Below are 14,552 nucleotides of genomic sequence, written 5' to 3'. Positions count from 1 at the left end.
AGGCCGGAAGAAATTTGCCGGCTATCGATCGAGAAGATCACTGCGTCAGTCGATACGCGACGCGCTGTCGACGGTGGCGATGACGCGGCGCTTGGCCAGCGCGACGTGGCGCCAATGCGTCATCTGCGCCCGGTCGCCGTCGCCTGAGGCAAGCGCCTCGAGCATGGCGCGGTGCTCGCGGTTCGACACGGCAAGCCCCCCGCCCTGGACCAGCGCGCGGGCGCGGAAGAGGTGTAGCTTGTTGACGAAACGGTGGTATTCCGCCGTCAGCGTCCGATTGCCCGCCGAGGTGACGATGAAATTGTGAAAGGCGAGGTTGAGCGGGTAATAGTCATCGAAGCTGCCGCGCTCGGCGACGATGTCCATCTCGTCGACGAGCCTGGTCAATTCGGCGAGCAGTTCGTCATTCATGCGCTCCGCCAGCAGGCGGCCCGCCTGGCCGAACAGCGCCGCACGCACGTCGTAGATCTCGATCGCGTCCTGCACCGACAGCCGGCGCACGAAGACGCCGCGGTTTCGCACCACCTCCACCAGCCCCTTGGCTTCCAGGCTCCGCGTCGCCTCGCGGATGGGGCCGCGGCTCGTGCCGAAACGGTTCGAGAGCTGGATCTCGTTGATCCGCTCGCCCGGTTCCAGTTCGCCGGTGAGGATGAGGCGCTCGATTTCCTTTTCGAGCGCACTCGTGAGCGAAACGCTCTTCACCACGGACAGGTCGTTGAGATGGCTCAGTTCGTTTTTCACATCCATTCGTCAATTGTAGACAATTCAAGCTCAAAGGGCTCGCATTTTCTACGCGTTGCTACGCTGCAGAGAGAGTTCTGCGTCATTTTGTCGTTTGATGATGCCGATGACCGCAGCCGTGACATCATCCGTGCGGGCCGTCCCGCCGAGATCGGGGGTCAGAACCCCTCCCTCTTCCGTCACCTGCTCGATGGCCGCCATCAGCCGCGCGGCGGCGGCCGACTCGCCGAGATGATCGAGCATCAGCACAGCCGTCCAGAACGCGCCGATGGGATTGGCTATCCCCTTGCCGATCAGATCGAAGCCCGATCCGTGGATCGGCTCGAACATCGAGGGCACGCCGCGGTCGGGGGCGAGATTGCCGGTGGCGCCGATCCCAAGGCTGCCGCTCAGTGCGGAAGCGAGGTCCGACAACACATCGGCATGCAGGTTGGTGGCAAGCACGGTATCGATGGTGCCGGGGCGCAATACCATGCGCATCGTCATGGCATCGACCAGCATCCAGTCGACGTCGAGCTCGGGAAAGTCCTTCACGACCGAGCGGCACACCTCGTCCCACAGCACCATGCCATGGCGCTGCGCGTTGGATTTGGTGACGACGGTCAGCTTGCGCCGCGGCCGCGACATGGCGAGTTCGCACGCAAAGCGCGCGATCCTCGCCACGCCCGCGCGCGTGAACACCGAGACGTCGAGGCCTACCTCGATCGGCAGCCCGCGATGGGCGCGACCGCCGGCGCCGGCATATTCGCCCTCGCTGTTCTCCCGCACGATCACCCAATCGATCTCGCGGCCGAGCTCGGGCCTGAGGGGACCGGCAATGTTCGGCAGCAGCCGCGAGGGCCGGACATTGGCGTACTGGTCCAGCCCCTGGCAGATGGCGAGGCGCAACTCCCAGAGCGTGATGTGGTCGGGAATCTGCGGGTCGCCGACGGCGCCAAAGTAGATGGCGTCGAAGCTTCGAAGCGTATCGACGCCGTCCTCCGGCATCATTCTGCCGACGCGACGATACCGATCCGAGCCCCAGTCGAAGCTTTCGAACTCGAAGGCGAAGCCTCCGCCGGCATCCGCGAGTGCATCGAGCACGCGGCGTCCGGCTTGGATGACATCCGAGCCGATGCCGTCTCCGGGTATCAGGGCGATCTTATGCTGCCGCATGACCGAACGTCTCCATGGCTGAAATCATTCCGCCGACCATGTCGGCCTGTGTGCCGGTGCCGCGAATGTCCGGCGTGCGGGTCGCGGGGTCGGCCAGAGCCGCCTCGATGGCGGCCTTCATGAGGGCTGCGGCGCGCTCGGCCGCCGCGATGCCGCGCTTGCGACCCAGCCACTCGACCAGCATGCGGGTGGACTCGATCATCGCGTAGGGATTGGCGATGCCCTTGCCGGCGATATCGGGCGCTGAACCGTGCGTCGCCTGCGCCATGGCGATATCGCCGCGCCCGATGCACAGCCCGGGCGCCATGCCGAGGCCGCCTACCAGACCCGCCGCCTCGTCGGTCAGGATGTCGCCGAACATGTTGGTGGTGACGACCGTGTCGAAACGCTGCGGTTCGCGAACCAGCTTCATGGCGAAGGTATCGACGATCACCTCGTCGATGGTGACGTCGGGAAATTCCTCGCCGGCGGCGTAGCACTCCTCGACGAACATCCCGCAGCCGAGCTTGAACACGGTGTCCTTGTGGACGACCGTCAGGCGCTTCTTGCGGGAGCGCGCGATCTCCAGCGCCGCACGCGCGACCTTGCGACTGCCGTCGCGGGTGATGACGCGCACCGAGATGGTCGTGTCGTGCGTGGGGCGGAACTCGCCGGAACCGGCGACGACGTTTCGGTCCGGCTGAAAGCCTTCATTGTTCTCCCGGATGATGACGAGGTCGATGTCGTCATAAAGGCACCCGAGCCCGGGATAGGAGCGGGTCGGGCGCACATTGGCGAAGAGGTCGAAGTGCTTGCGCAGGATCGGGTGCGGATTGATCGCCGCCGGCACCTTCGGATAGGCCTGATGGCCGATGGGGCCGAGGATGAAGCCGTCGAGGGTGCCGAGAGTCTCCAGTGTTCCCGGCGGCATCGTATGACCGAGTTCATCGAGCGCGCGCCGGCCGATGGGAATGGGACGCCAGTCGACGGACAGCCCCGCCGCCGAGGCCGCGGCGGCAGCTACACGCTGAGCGGCGGGCACGATCTCATGACCGATGTCGTCCCCTTCGAGGACGCCAATCCGCAGGGTGCCGTTATTCCGGTCGGGCACGTCGTTCTCCTTCACAACAATCCGCGGGCGATCCCGCCATCGACATTGACGACCTGGCCGGTGACGTAGCTCGCGAGCGGACTGGCCAGCCAGGCGACCATCACGGCGATTTCGGATGCTTTGGCGAAGCGCCGCAGCGGAATCTCCTCGGAGAACTCCTCGAAGATCTCCTCGATGGACACGGACCGCTCGTCGGCCATGCGGCTCGCCCGCGAGATCCAGAGCGGGGTCCTGGTCCGGCCCGGGCCGACGCTGTTGATGCGGATGCCCTTGGGCGCGAACTCCAGCGCCAGCGTCTTGACGAGGCCGATAAGGCCGGCCTTGTGCACGTTGGTCATCACCTGATGCGCGTAGGGCATCTTGGCGGCCGCCGCGCCCAGCGTGACGATCGCGGGCGCCCTGCCCTGCTCCAGCAAGGGCAGGCCGGCCCGCACGGCGCGGATCGTGGAGAGCACGTTGAACTGGTAGCTGCCGAGCCAGTCCTCATCCGACAGGGTGTCGAAATCGGCGCGGACGCTTCCGCCGACCGCGCTGACGAGGATGTCGAGCGCTCCCCAGCGTTCGCCTGCCTGGGCAAGGAGCGCCGTGGCGCCATCCGGCTCGGTCACGAGATCGGCCACGGCAATGGCCGGCGTCCGGCCGGTTACCGCCGCGAGCCGGCCGCATGCCGCCTCGAGATTGGCGCGGCTGCGGGAGGCGATGATGACCTCGGCCCCCTCGCGCAGGAATATCTCGGCCGTCGCCTCGCCGATGCCGTAGCTGCCACCGATGACGAGGGCGCGGCGGCCCTCAAACCCGAGATCCATAGTACCCCCTCAGCACATAGCGGTAGACCCGGAAGACCAGGAGTATCGTCGACGCGATCACCGCGATGCGGACGATGTGAAAGGCGGTCACCAGCTCGGCGTCGGCATGCATGGCCTTGGCGGTCAGCACCATTTCCGTGATGGCCGCCGGCGCGAGCGCAAGAAAGCTCGTGGTCATCGGAAGCCCGGTCGCCAGGGAGAGCATTTCCGCCCCGAGCCCCGCCGCCGCGACCAGCAGGAGCGCCACCACCAGACCGCCGAAGGCCACGCGCGGCAGTCGGACGAACAGGTCCCGCCGGAAACGCATGGCGAGCCAGACGCCGATCATGACCTGTGCGGCGATGATCATCACGCCCGGCACGACGACGCTCAGCAGGCCAGAGGCCCCGAGTGCCGCGCTCGGCAGAAGGGAGCCGAGCAGCCACGGGTTGGGGATGACGGTGGGGCGCAGCAGACGCGCACCGAGATAGGCGACGGCGAGCCCAAGCAGCAGCGTCGGCAGATCGCTGGCGGCGCCCGCGTCGACGGAATTGATCGTCCCCTGCTCCCCGAAGGCAAAGACGAGGAACGGAACCACGCTGACAACCGTCGTGACCCGCAGCGCATGCACGATGGAAACGGCCGTCGTGTCGCCCCCGCGTGCCGCGGCCACCACCGCCATGTCGGCCATGCCGCCCGCAGCCGTGGCGAAGAAGGCCGTTGTGGGATCGATCCTGGCGATGGGCCGCATGATCAGCGCGCCCACGAAGGTGGCGGTGATGATGTAGCACGTCGCCGCGAGCATGGCCGGGAGCAGTTCCAGCGAAACCAGCAGGAGAGCCGGCGTGAAACGCATGCCGATGGCGAGGCCAACGATCACTTGGCCGATCTCGCGCATGTGCGGTGCCGCCTGGAGCGGCACGCCAAGGACCATGAGCGTGCCGCAGACAAAGAGCGGCCCCAACATCCAGGGCAGCGGTACGTGCAGCCGCGACGCCACGTATCCCGCCGCAACGGCGGACGCATAGGTGAGGCCGACACGCAGCCACCACTTGCCCGGCGGATGCCGTTCCGCACGCGCGGCGACCCGCTTCTGCGAAACATCGTCCATCAGGCGCGCAGCTCCCGGTGCGGAAGCGCGGTCGTCAGGGACCAGTATGAAGATAGGGGGCCACTGCCCGAGCCGCAGGTGAACATGCAACCTCCCTGGCATCCATCTCGCAGCGGCGAACGCCGGCGGATACCTTGAGGCGATACAGCCATTCAGATTGACAACTGTCAACACCGCGATCGCTCGTCGTTGACATGCAGAATGCCGGGCGCGGCCTAGAAAATATAGATTTGTCTAGGAATAATTCGATCTCGCGCTGCGAAATCGGGCACGCCGATCACGGATGCAGTGCACCGAAATAAGCATGCGCGCCCCAAATCTGTTGACAGTTGACGACATCAAGAACAGTCTTGCGCTGCTCAATCCATTAGGCCGATCCGCGCATCGTCGCCGGCCACGCAAACTCAGATGGAACGGCGGGAGGAAACCATGACCAATTTCACACGCAGAGACACATTCAGGATCGCTGCCGGGGGCCTTGCAGTCACCGGCGGGCTCGTCGCGATGCCGTCGATTCTACGGGCGGCGAACTATCCGTCGCGCCCGATCAACGTCATCGTGCCGTTCGCCACCGGCGGCTACAATGACCGGCTGTCCCGCGCCTTCGCGCCCTATCTCGAAAAGGAGCTGGGCCAGCCGCTGGTGATCGTGAACAAGCCCGGCGCCGGCACCCAGCTCGGCAATTCCTACGCGCTCAACCAGCCGGCGGACGGCTACAGCATCATGTGCACCTCCGCCGCCCCCTACATTCCGCTCACTGTGCTCCTGCAGGGCGCGCCCTACAAGGTCGAAGACTTCTCGATGCTGAATCTGCCCTCGCGTGACTACACGCTTGCGGCGACCTCGGCGGACAGCCCTATCAAGACCTTCGCTGAAGTCATCGAGAAGCTGAAGAAGGATCCCTCCAGTCTCAGCATCGGCGTGCAGCCCGCCTCGGCGGACTATGCCAACATGGTGCTCGCCATGCAGGCGTCGGAGATCGACCCCACCAAGCTGCGCGTCGTCACCTATGACGGAGGCGGACCGGCCCGCAATGCGACCGCGGGTGCGCAGGTCGACGTCGGCTTCGTCGGCGGCGAGGGCTTCCTGCCTCTCAAGACCAAGATCCGCCCGCTCGCCATCTTCGCGGCCGAGAAGGTCGACTGGTATCCGAGCGCGCCTCTGCTCGCGGAAAGCGGCGTCAAGAGCGACTTCGTCGAGGGCTCGCAGCGTGGCTGGGCGGTCACCACCAAGCTGAAGAACGAGCAGCCCGATATCTACAAGTTCCTCGCCGGCGCCGTCGAACGCGCGAGCAAGAACCCGCAGGCGATCGAGGCGCTGGAGAAGCAGGAACTGGCCACGACGTGGTACGGCCCGGAGGCTTCCGACAAGGCCTATCGCGACAACGCCTCCAAGATGGCGAAGTACGTTGCCCTGTTGAAGTAGTTCGCATCGCCAGGAGGGCGGACGCCGGTCGCGCGTTCGCCCTCCACCTTCAAGAATGGAGATGACGATGCGTATCGGTCAGCACAGATACATCATCGACTATGGGCATCTCGCCCTCATCACGCTCATCGCCGCAGCTATATTCTGGTATCTGCTGGATGCCCGCAGCGTGTCCCTGAGCGTCAACAACCTGCTTCTGGTGGAGCCGGTCGCGCTTTTCGCCTTGGCCATGTACCTCTTCATAATTCCGCAGTGTTTTCACCGGGTTGACGAGCAGCTTGCCAAATCGCCGAAGGAACAGGACCCGCTCTCGCCGACGCTCCCCTCCGAGCGCTCCGACATCATCCGGATGGCGATCCTCGGTGCCGCGCTCGGTCTGCTGGTCTTCCTGCTCGACGTGGTCGGCTTCGACGTGGGCATCTTCCTGTTCACCGCCGCGGCAATGGCCGTTTGCGGCGAGCGCCGCCCGCTGCACCTCCTCGGCTTCTCGCTCGCAGTGACGCTTGTGGCCGTCTACGGCTTCCGGGCGCTGATCCCCTTCCCTATGTTCACTACCTTCCTGTGAGGCCACGACATGATCGATATTTCGGCCTTCCAGGATGCCCTCGGCATCATGTTCTCCTCGGTCGGGTCCTGGGGATGGATCGTTCCCGGCCTGATCGTCGGCCTCGTCTTCAGCGCGATACCGGGCATCTCGATCACCATGGCCATGGCGATCGTGCTGCCGATGTCGCTGTACATGGACTTCTTCTCGGCGATCGTCTTCCTGACCTCCGTGTATACCGGGGCGGGCTTCGGCGGCTCGGTGCCGGCGATCCTGATGAACATTCCCGGATCGCCGTCGTCCTTCGCGACGACCTTCGACGGCTACGCCATGTCGAAGAAGGGCGAGCACAATGAGGCGCTCGGCTACGCGCTCTTCGCCTCCACCATTTGCGGCATCGGCGGCTATCTGCTGCTGCTGCTGGTGGTCGAGCCGCTCGCCGACATCGTCCTGCGGATCGGACCGCTGGAGATGTTCGCCGTGGCGATATGGGGCATGCTGCTGCTCGGTTCGCTGGGATCGACCTATATCAGTCGCGGCCTGCTCGCCGCCGCCCTCGGCATATTGCTCGGTACGATCGGCATGAACACTGCCGGCTTCACCCGGGGCACCATGGGCATACCCGTCCTGCTCGACGGAATCTCGCCCATCCCGGCGATGATCGGCCTGCTTGCCGCCGGCCAATTGCTCAGCCTTGCCGGCCGCGACTACATCATCGAGGCCGAGGGCTCGCGCGAAGTGAGCGTGCGCCGCATATTGAAGGGCTGCTGGGGCACGATGAAATTCCCCGGCGTTCTGCTGCGCGGTTCGATCATCGGCATCGTCATCGGTGCTGTGCCGGGCGTCGGCTCGTCCATCGGCAACCTCATCGCCTATGCCGAGACCAAGCGGACCGCCAAGGACAGCGCGACCTTCGGCAAGGGCAACCCGAAAGGCGTGGTTGCGGCGGAATCCGCCGTGGCGAGCGCCGAGGGCGGCTCCATGGCGACCATGCTGGCGCTCGGCATCCCCGGCGGCGGCGCCACGGCGATCCTGATCGCGGCCTTCATGATGCACAACATCGTGCCCGGCCCGAGCTTCATCGAAACGCAGAAGCCGATGGTCTACGCCATCATCCTCAACAACATCGTCCAGGCCATCGTGCTGCTGGCGGTCGGCATCGGGTTCATCTACGTCGCCAGCAACATCGTGAAGGTGCGCACGCGCTATGTGCTGCCGGCGATCCTGGTCATCGCCACGCTCGGCACCTATGCCGTCACCGGCGAGACGGCAGGACCGATCACGCTGTTCGTCTTCGCCTTGCTCGGCTTTGCCCTGCAGCGCTACCAATATCCGGTGTCGGCGGTCGTCGTCGGCATCCTGCTGGGACGGATGCTGGAAACCGAGTTCCTGCGTTCCTACCAGCTCAGCGGCGGCAACCCGCTCTACCTGTTCGAACGCCCGGGTGCGCTCGCCATCATCGGGGTGATGCTGCTCTCGCTGGGGATGACCGCGTGGGGCAAGCGCCGGCAGAACAAGGCCGAAGCGGAAGAGGAAGCTGCCATGCTGCGCCTGCAGCAGGAGGACGCTGCCAACCGTGCCGGCAGCCATGCGACGAAGAGCTGATCCGTCGCCATCTGATTTCGGCGATCTTCAGGGGCGGACACAGGTCCGCCCCTCTTTTTTGTCCGACGAGATGTCCGGCTTCCAGGAGGAAAACCCCGCCGCTGGCCGCGGCAGGATCTTCAAGAGGCCGACAGGGGCGCTTCCACGAGTTCGTCGATGGGCACGGTGCCGAAAGCCGAACGCTCCTCGGCATCGAGCTGCGCGATGAGGCCCATCTCCCAAGCCAGATAGCGGCGGGACGCCTCGGCATTGCCGTCGTGCCGGTCGTGCACGAACCACACCCGGTCGCGGGCGAGATGGCGGTCCAACGGACGACGCGCCGTCTCGACCGGCCAGCCAGCCGCTGCGCAGGCGTCGAAATCGGCCGACAGCCATTGCGCGGCAATGCCCGTCTCCGCAAGGTCGACGCTGGCCGCCGCCACGACGCCGGCCTCGCCTTGCAGGAGCACACGGCTCACGCTGGTAGGCACGACGTCCGGCAGATCCGTTCGCATGGCCCGTCGCGCACAGCTCAGGCGCCGCTCCTCCCACTCCGAAGAGGAGCGCAGATCGAAGAGAGGGACACCTTGAAGCGTCGCCGCCCAGGCAGCGCGGGGGCCGATTTCCGGCGGCGACGCCGGAGGGGTCAGCGACAGGGGCGGTACCACCGGAACGCCGGCACCGCTGTCATCGCCCAGCGCGAGCACATGCACCTCGAAACCCAGCGCACGCAGGAAGAGGCCGGCGAGCCCGGCCCGCAGCCCGGTGTCGTCCATCAGGATCAGCCGCGCATGGCGGACGCCGACGTACTGATCGGTCGCCTGCACGAGCTGCCCGGTGAGCGCGGGAACGGCGCCCGGCACCGGCAGGGCCGACCGCTCGGCAGCGCTGCGCAGGTCGAACAGGAAGGTCGTGCGGTTTCCCTCGGCGAGCCAGGACTGCGCCTGTGCGACGGTCGCGCGGGACAGTCGAGCGGCGGCGATGAGGCGGTCCGCGCGCTGGCGGCTGATGGCCGTGGCCTCTTCATCCAATGTCGGCATCGGATCGGCCTGTGCGCCGCGATCGAGCGGCAGTCCCGAGAGCGCCCAGCCCTGCGTTCCGTTTTCGAGCGCATAGAGCGGATTGCGCACGCCGAGCGCACGCAGGCCGAGCGTGCCGACGATGCCGCGCGTGCGGCCGGCGCAGGTGACGACGATGGGCGTCTCCTCGTCCGGGACCGCGGCGGCGAGGCGATGTGCCAGTTCGCCATTCGGCACGCAGCGGGCGCCGGCGATGCGCATCTTGGCGAACTCGCCCGGCGGACGCGCATCGAAGAAGGCGTGCGGCCTGCCCTCGCGCTGCCAGAGAGCCAGCGTCGCGGCGTCGATCATCTCCGGGTGATGCTCATGCTCGAGCAGCTCGCCGAGCGTCTTGCTGGGCACGTTGACGCCCGCGAAGACGCCGAAGCCGGCCGCTGTCCAGGCCGGCATGCCGCCCTCGACGACCGCGACATCGGTGTAGCCGCAGGCGGCGAGGCGCCGTGCCGCTTTCTCCGCCACGCCGTCGCCGTCGTCGATAAGGAGAACCGGACAGTCCGGACGCGGAACCAGCGAAATTGCCGACAGTTCCAGCCGACTATAAGGACAAGGGATCGCGAAGAGCGGATGCCCGTCGCCGAAGGCGGCCGCCTCGCGAACGTCGAGGAAGGCCACCTCGTCTCCGGCATGAAGACGGCTCTTAGCCGTCTCCGCCGTCACGCGCGCGAAGGTCATGCCACCGGCTCACCGCGGAAGAAGCGGTAGAAGGCGGCGTAGATGAGATCCGGCCGGTGTTCGGCGGGATAATGGCCTGTCGGAACGGAGAAGCCGACCAGGTCGTCGGCCCATTCCGCCCACGCCTCGACCGGCTTGAAGTGGCGGCCGCAATGGCTGTTGTCGCCCCAGATCACCATAGTCGGGCAGGTGATGCGCCGCTTGCCGTAATCCGCCGTGTCCATGTCGAGATCGACGGTGACGGTGGCGCGATAATCTTCGCAGACCGCGTGGATCTGCTCATGGGTGGCGCAGCGTATGTATTCCTCCATCGCCTCCGGCGTGAAGATGTCGAGACCGACGCCCTTCTTGTTGAGCTTGTAGCGCATGTAGTAGTCGAGATCGGCGCCCAGCAGCTTCTCCGGGAACGGCGCCTTCTGCGCCATGAAGAACCAGTGATAGCTCTCGCGGGCCCATCCCAGCGTGATGTTGTTCAGGACGTGGTGGGTCGGCACGATGTCGAGCGCGGCGTAGCGGGTGATGCGCTCGGGCTGGTCGAGGCACATGCGGAACCCGACGCGCGCGCCCCGGTCATGGCCGGCGACCCCGAAGGTCTTGTGGCCCAGCGCGTCCATGACGTCGAAGGCATCCTCGCCGATGGAGCGGAACGAATAGCCCGAATGATCCTCGCCGCCATAGGGCTTCGAGCTGTCGCCATAGCCGCGCATGTCGATCGCCACGACGGAGAAGTCCCGAGCGAGCGAGGGGGCAACCTTGTGCCAGCTCACGAGCGTGAGCGGGTTGCCGTGGATGAGAAGCAGCGGCGGCCCCTCCCCCGCCGTGGCGACATTGATCTCTGCGCCCCGCGTCTTGATGCGCTGGAACGAGAAACCCTCCATCAATCTTGTCGACGGCACGAGCTCCGGTACGGCTTCTAGGACGGCCATGGCGCTTCCTCCATTTTAAGCAACTCCGGTCTATCGCATAACTGATAACTGTCAACAATTCAGACGTCGCCGACCATGGTGAAATGGACTGGATTCAGAGCCCGATGAGCATGGAGGAACCACCGCCGTCTTGCTCCAGATACCGACAGGCGAAGGAGTCTTCGCCAAGGACCGACGACCAGGGGGAATCGACGGAACCGCGCGAAGCAGCGACGGATGAATTCTGCTGCTTTCCTAAGTTGTCCTACAATCGACAATTGACACGCGAACGAAACCAGCATTGGATCGCCGCCACGACGGAGGAGCGAATGCCCACGCCCGCGATCGAACTGCTGAAGTCCTGCTCCCTGCCCATGCTCATCGAAGAGGAAATCCAGCGGGTCATCCTTGGAGGCGAGTACGCGCCAGGCGACCGGATCAACGAGAAGGAACTCACCCTTCGTTTCGGCACCAGCCGGGGGCCGATCCGGGAGGCGCTGCGTTCGCTCGAGGCGAGCGGGCTGATCGACCAGGTTCCGAACCGCGGCGTGTTCGTCCGCCGGCTGACGCCGGCTCAGGCCGCGCAGATCTACGAGGTCCGGGCGTTTCTCTTCGCCCTCGCCGGCCGTCTGCTGGCGATCCGCGCCACCGACGACGAGATTGTCACCCTGCGCGGCTTCGTCGCCGCAATGGATGAGGCGATCGCGGCCGGAGAAACGGAGCGCTACCTGCAGGAGAACTTCGCCCTGCACGAATACATCGTCGGCCACGCGGCCAATCCGGTGCTGGCCAGCCAATACCTCTCGCTCATCAAGCAACTTCAGCTCTACCGCGCCCGCAACCTCACGATGGGGCGCTCGATGCAGGAGTCCAACCGTGAACACCGCGAGATGGTGGAAGCCATCGCGGCTCACGACCCCGACCGCGCGCAGGCGGCGCATATGGCCCATGTCATGTCGGCCAGGAAGCGCCTGCTCGCCGGTTCCAATCTCGCCTAGCTTCTTAAGGAGTGGACTTCATGAACGCTGCCGAGACCGGCATCACCAGCGCCACGCTTCGGTTCGTCGAGACGACGACCTATGACGACCTTCCGGCCGAGGCGTTGGACATTGGCCGTCGCTGCATCGTCGATGCCCTGGGTCTTTATCTCGCCGGCAGCCGGGAGCCTTCCGTACGCATCCTGATCGAGGACGCGCTCGATCAGGGCGGACGCGCCGACGCGCCGCTGCCGGCCGCCGGCAAGCGGCGAGTCCCGGCTCCCCTCGCCGCGCGCGTCTGGGGCACGGCCGGTCACGCGCATGACTGGGACGACACGCAGGTCTCGCACGATCCCGCGCATGTCTACGGCCTGCTGACGCATCCGACCGTTCCGCCGCTGACCGCAGCGCTCATGGTCGCGAACATGTTCGGGCAGCGTGACGGGCGCGAGATCATGCTGGCCTTCCAACTCGGCTTCGAGGTGGAGTGCAAGATCTCCGAATGGATGCTGCCGATCCACTATCGGCGTGGACACCATTCGAGCGGCACGGTCGGCACCTTCGGCGCCTGCGTCGCCGCGGCGAAGCTTCTCGGGCTGACCGGCCCGCGCCTCGCTCATGCGCTGGGCATCGCCGCGAGCCTTGCGGCCGGCATTCGGGTCAATTTCGGCACCATGACCAAGCCGCTGCATGTCGGCCGGGCCAGCGAGAACGGCGTCACCGCCGCGCTGCTGGCCGCGCGCGGCTTCGATGCCGATCCGACCGCGCTCGACGGCCCGTGGGGGTTCTTCTCGGTGATGGGCGAGGGCTTCGATCCGGCCAAGGCGGCGCAGGGCTTCGGCGCGCCGCTGACCATCGTCAGCCCCGGCGTGTCGATCAAGCCTTACCCGTCCGGCATCCTCACGCACCAGTCGATGGACGCCATGCTCAAGCTGGTGCTCGACCATGACCTGAAGCCGGACGAGGTTGCCCGCATCCGCTTCTTCGCCGGCAAGAACATTATCGAGCCGATCCGTTACCCGATCGCCCGCAACCACCTCCAGGCGAAGTTCTCCATGCCGGCGCTGCTGGCGATGATCGTGCTGCGCCGCCGCGCCAGTCATCACGAATTCGAGGACGCTTTCGTCGCCGGCCCGGCGATGCAGGACCTCCAGGCGCGCACCGACGTGGTCGGTGATCCGGAAATCGACGCGCTTGGCTACGACCTCATACGGTCGCGCATCGAGGTGGAGACCAAGGACGGGCGCACCCTCGTGCAGTGGGCCGACGAGCGCTATCGCGGCGGACCTCTGAACCCCATCAGCGATGCCGATCTGGACGGCAAGTTCCACATGTGCGCGGAAGGCGTGCTGGACGAGCGGGCGCAGAAGGAGGTCCTCGCCCTCGCCCGCAGCCTCGACACCGGCGCGGACATCGCGCGGCTCATGAACCTGCTGTCGGCGGCGGAGGTCGACCAACTCGAAGCCGTGGCCGGCTAGACGGCAAGCAAATTGGCGGCACCCGGAAGGGTGCTGCCATTCTTCGGATTCACGACGTCGCGCTTGAATCATCTCCATGTGTCGACTATTCTCGACACATGGACCAAGAGAGAGCCATTCTCGCCTTCGCCGCGCTCGCGCAGTCGACCCGCCTCGACGTCTTCCGACTGCTGATCGAGCAGGAACCCCACGGCTTGCCCGCGGGCGAAGTCGCGCGCCGGCTGGCGGTGCCGCATAACACGATGTCGACGCACCTCGCCGTGCTCACGCGCGCGGGCCTCATCGGCGCCGAACGTCAAAGCCGAACGATCATCTATCGCGCCCATCTTGCGGCCGTGAGCGAGCTCGCGAGCTTCCTCGTGCAGAACTGCTGCGCGGGGCGGCCGGAGGTATGCGCGCCGCTGCTCGCGGAACTTTCGCCCTGCTGCCCTCCCGCAACGACTGACAGTGAGCCTGTCCATGACTGACGCCACAACCAGCGACCGCGTCTACAATGTGCTGTTTCTCTGCACCGGGAATTCGGCGCGCTCCATCCTCGCCGAAAGCATCCTGACCAAGCTGGGCAGCGGAAAATTCCGCGCCTTCTCGGCCGGAAGCCAGCCGAAGGGCGCGGTGCATCCGATCGCCCTCAAGACGCTGGAGCGCCTCGGCTATCCGGCGGAGGGCTTTCGTTCCAAGTCATGGAGCGAGTTTGCCTCGCCCGATGCCCCGGTGATGGATTTCGTCTTCACCGTCTGCGACAACGCGGCCGGCGAGGCGTGCCCCGTATGGCCGGGGCAACCCATGACGGCGCATTGGGGCATCGAGGATCCTGCCGCCGTCGAGGGATCGGACATCCAGAAGGAAGCGGCCTTCGCCGATACGTTCCACTATCTGAGGAACCGCATCGCGGTCTTCGTCGCGCTGCCGCTCAAGAGCCTCGACGGTGTCGCACTGGGCACAAGACTGCGTGAGATCGGCCAGCTCGAAGGCGGGACCGCGCGGCGCCCCGACGTGGCCTGACGGC

The 14,552-nt window shown here is 66.1% G+C and carries 14 protein-coding genes; 7 read left to right on the top strand and 7 right to left on the bottom strand.

The window, feature by feature from the left end:
- Window positions 1-45 precede the first annotated feature (45 nt).
- Genes SNOV_RS08000 through SNOV_RS07980 form a run of 5 tightly spaced genes read right to left on the bottom strand, consistent with a single transcriptional unit; the run spans window position 46 to window position 4,882 of the window.
- On the bottom strand, window positions 46-747 hold the full coding sequence (locus SNOV_RS08000; protein WP_013166413.1) for an FCD domain-containing protein: 702 nt from the start codon (window positions 745-747) through the stop codon (window positions 46-48).
- A 42-nt stretch (window positions 748-789) separates the two neighbouring features.
- Window positions 790-1,896, bottom strand: a complete 1,107-nt coding sequence (locus SNOV_RS07995) for a tartrate dehydrogenase (RefSeq protein WP_013166412.1) — start codon at window positions 1,894-1,896, stop codon at window positions 790-792.
- Window positions 1,883-2,986, bottom strand: a complete 1,104-nt coding sequence (locus SNOV_RS07990) for an isocitrate/isopropylmalate dehydrogenase family protein (RefSeq protein ID WP_013166411.1) — start codon at window positions 2,984-2,986, stop codon at window positions 1,883-1,885. Before SNOV_RS07990 ends, SNOV_RS07995 begins: the two co-directional genes overlap by 14 nt.
- A gap of 11 nt (window positions 2,987-2,997) precedes the next feature.
- Window positions 2,998-3,792 carry an SDR family oxidoreductase gene (locus SNOV_RS07985; RefSeq protein ID WP_013166410.1) on the bottom strand — a complete coding sequence of 265 codons (795 nt, stop codon included), beginning with the start codon at window positions 3,790-3,792 and terminating at the stop codon, window positions 2,998-3,000.
- Window positions 3,776-4,882 (bottom strand): AbrB family transcriptional regulator, encoded by a 1,107-nt coding sequence (locus SNOV_RS07980; protein ID WP_013166409.1) that lies wholly within the window; start codon window positions 4,880-4,882, stop codon window positions 3,776-3,778. Before SNOV_RS07980 ends, SNOV_RS07985 begins: the two co-directional genes overlap by 17 nt.
- A 504-nt stretch (window positions 4,883-5,386) precedes the next feature.
- Here SNOV_RS07980 and SNOV_RS07975 point away from each other — a divergent pair.
- The 3 genes from SNOV_RS07975 (at window position 5,387) to SNOV_RS07965 (ending at window position 8,456) form a co-directional block, all read left to right on the top strand.
- Window positions 5,387-6,307, top strand: a complete 921-nt coding sequence (locus SNOV_RS07975; protein ID WP_244412905.1) for a tripartite tricarboxylate transporter substrate binding protein — start codon at window positions 5,387-5,389, stop codon at window positions 6,305-6,307.
- Window positions 6,308-6,368: 61 nt separating this feature from the next.
- The gene (locus SNOV_RS07970; protein WP_041782091.1) at window positions 6,369-6,872 is read left to right on the top strand and encodes a tripartite tricarboxylate transporter TctB family protein; all 504 of its coding nucleotides are present in this window, start codon (window positions 6,369-6,371) and stop codon (window positions 6,870-6,872) included.
- Between the two features lie 9 nt (window positions 6,873-6,881).
- Window positions 6,882-8,456 (top strand): tripartite tricarboxylate transporter permease, encoded by a 1,575-nt coding sequence (locus SNOV_RS07965; protein WP_013166406.1) that lies wholly within the window; start codon window positions 6,882-6,884, stop codon window positions 8,454-8,456.
- A gap of 119 nt (window positions 8,457-8,575) precedes the next feature.
- Here SNOV_RS07965 and SNOV_RS07960 read toward each other — a convergent pair whose 3' ends face one another.
- Together SNOV_RS07960 and SNOV_RS07955 are read right to left on the bottom strand one after the other, a co-directional pair.
- Window positions 8,576-10,186, bottom strand: coding sequence for a rhodanese-like domain-containing protein (locus tag SNOV_RS07960; RefSeq protein WP_013166405.1), 1,611 nt, complete (start codon window positions 10,184-10,186; stop codon window positions 8,576-8,578).
- Window positions 10,183-11,112 (bottom strand): alpha/beta fold hydrolase, encoded by a 930-nt coding sequence (locus SNOV_RS07955; protein WP_013166404.1) that lies wholly within the window; start codon window positions 11,110-11,112, stop codon window positions 10,183-10,185. Before SNOV_RS07955 ends, SNOV_RS07960 begins: the two co-directional genes overlap by 4 nt.
- A 308-nt stretch (window positions 11,113-11,420) precedes the next feature.
- Here SNOV_RS07955 and SNOV_RS07950 point away from each other — a divergent pair, with 308 nt between their 5' ends.
- The 4 genes from SNOV_RS07950 (at window position 11,421) to SNOV_RS07935 (ending at window position 14,548) form a co-directional block, all read left to right on the top strand.
- Complete coding sequence (locus SNOV_RS07950; protein WP_013166403.1) at window positions 11,421-12,089, top strand: FCD domain-containing protein; 669 nt, start codon at window positions 11,421-11,423, stop codon at window positions 12,087-12,089.
- A 20-nt stretch (window positions 12,090-12,109) separates the two neighbouring features.
- Window positions 12,110-13,546, top strand: coding sequence for an MmgE/PrpD family protein (locus SNOV_RS07945; protein WP_013166402.1), 1,437 nt, complete (start codon window positions 12,110-12,112; stop codon window positions 13,544-13,546).
- Between the two features lie 98 nt (window positions 13,547-13,644).
- Window positions 13,645-14,013, top strand: a complete 369-nt coding sequence (locus SNOV_RS07940) for an ArsR/SmtB family transcription factor (RefSeq protein ID WP_013166401.1) — start codon at window positions 13,645-13,647, stop codon at window positions 14,011-14,013.
- Complete coding sequence (locus tag SNOV_RS07935; protein WP_013166400.1) at window positions 14,006-14,548, top strand: arsenate reductase ArsC; 543 nt, start codon at window positions 14,006-14,008, stop codon at window positions 14,546-14,548. The genes SNOV_RS07940 and SNOV_RS07935 overlap by 8 nt, the downstream gene beginning before the upstream one ends.
- The last annotated feature ends 4 nt before the right edge of the window (window positions 14,549-14,552 follow it).

The sequence above is a fragment of the Ancylobacter novellus DSM 506 genome (genome assembly GCF_000092925.1).
In the GTDB taxonomy this organism is placed as follows: Bacteria; Pseudomonadota; Alphaproteobacteria; order Rhizobiales; family Xanthobacteraceae; genus Ancylobacter; species Ancylobacter novellus.
This window is presented reverse-complemented; position numbering and strand designations above follow the sequence as displayed.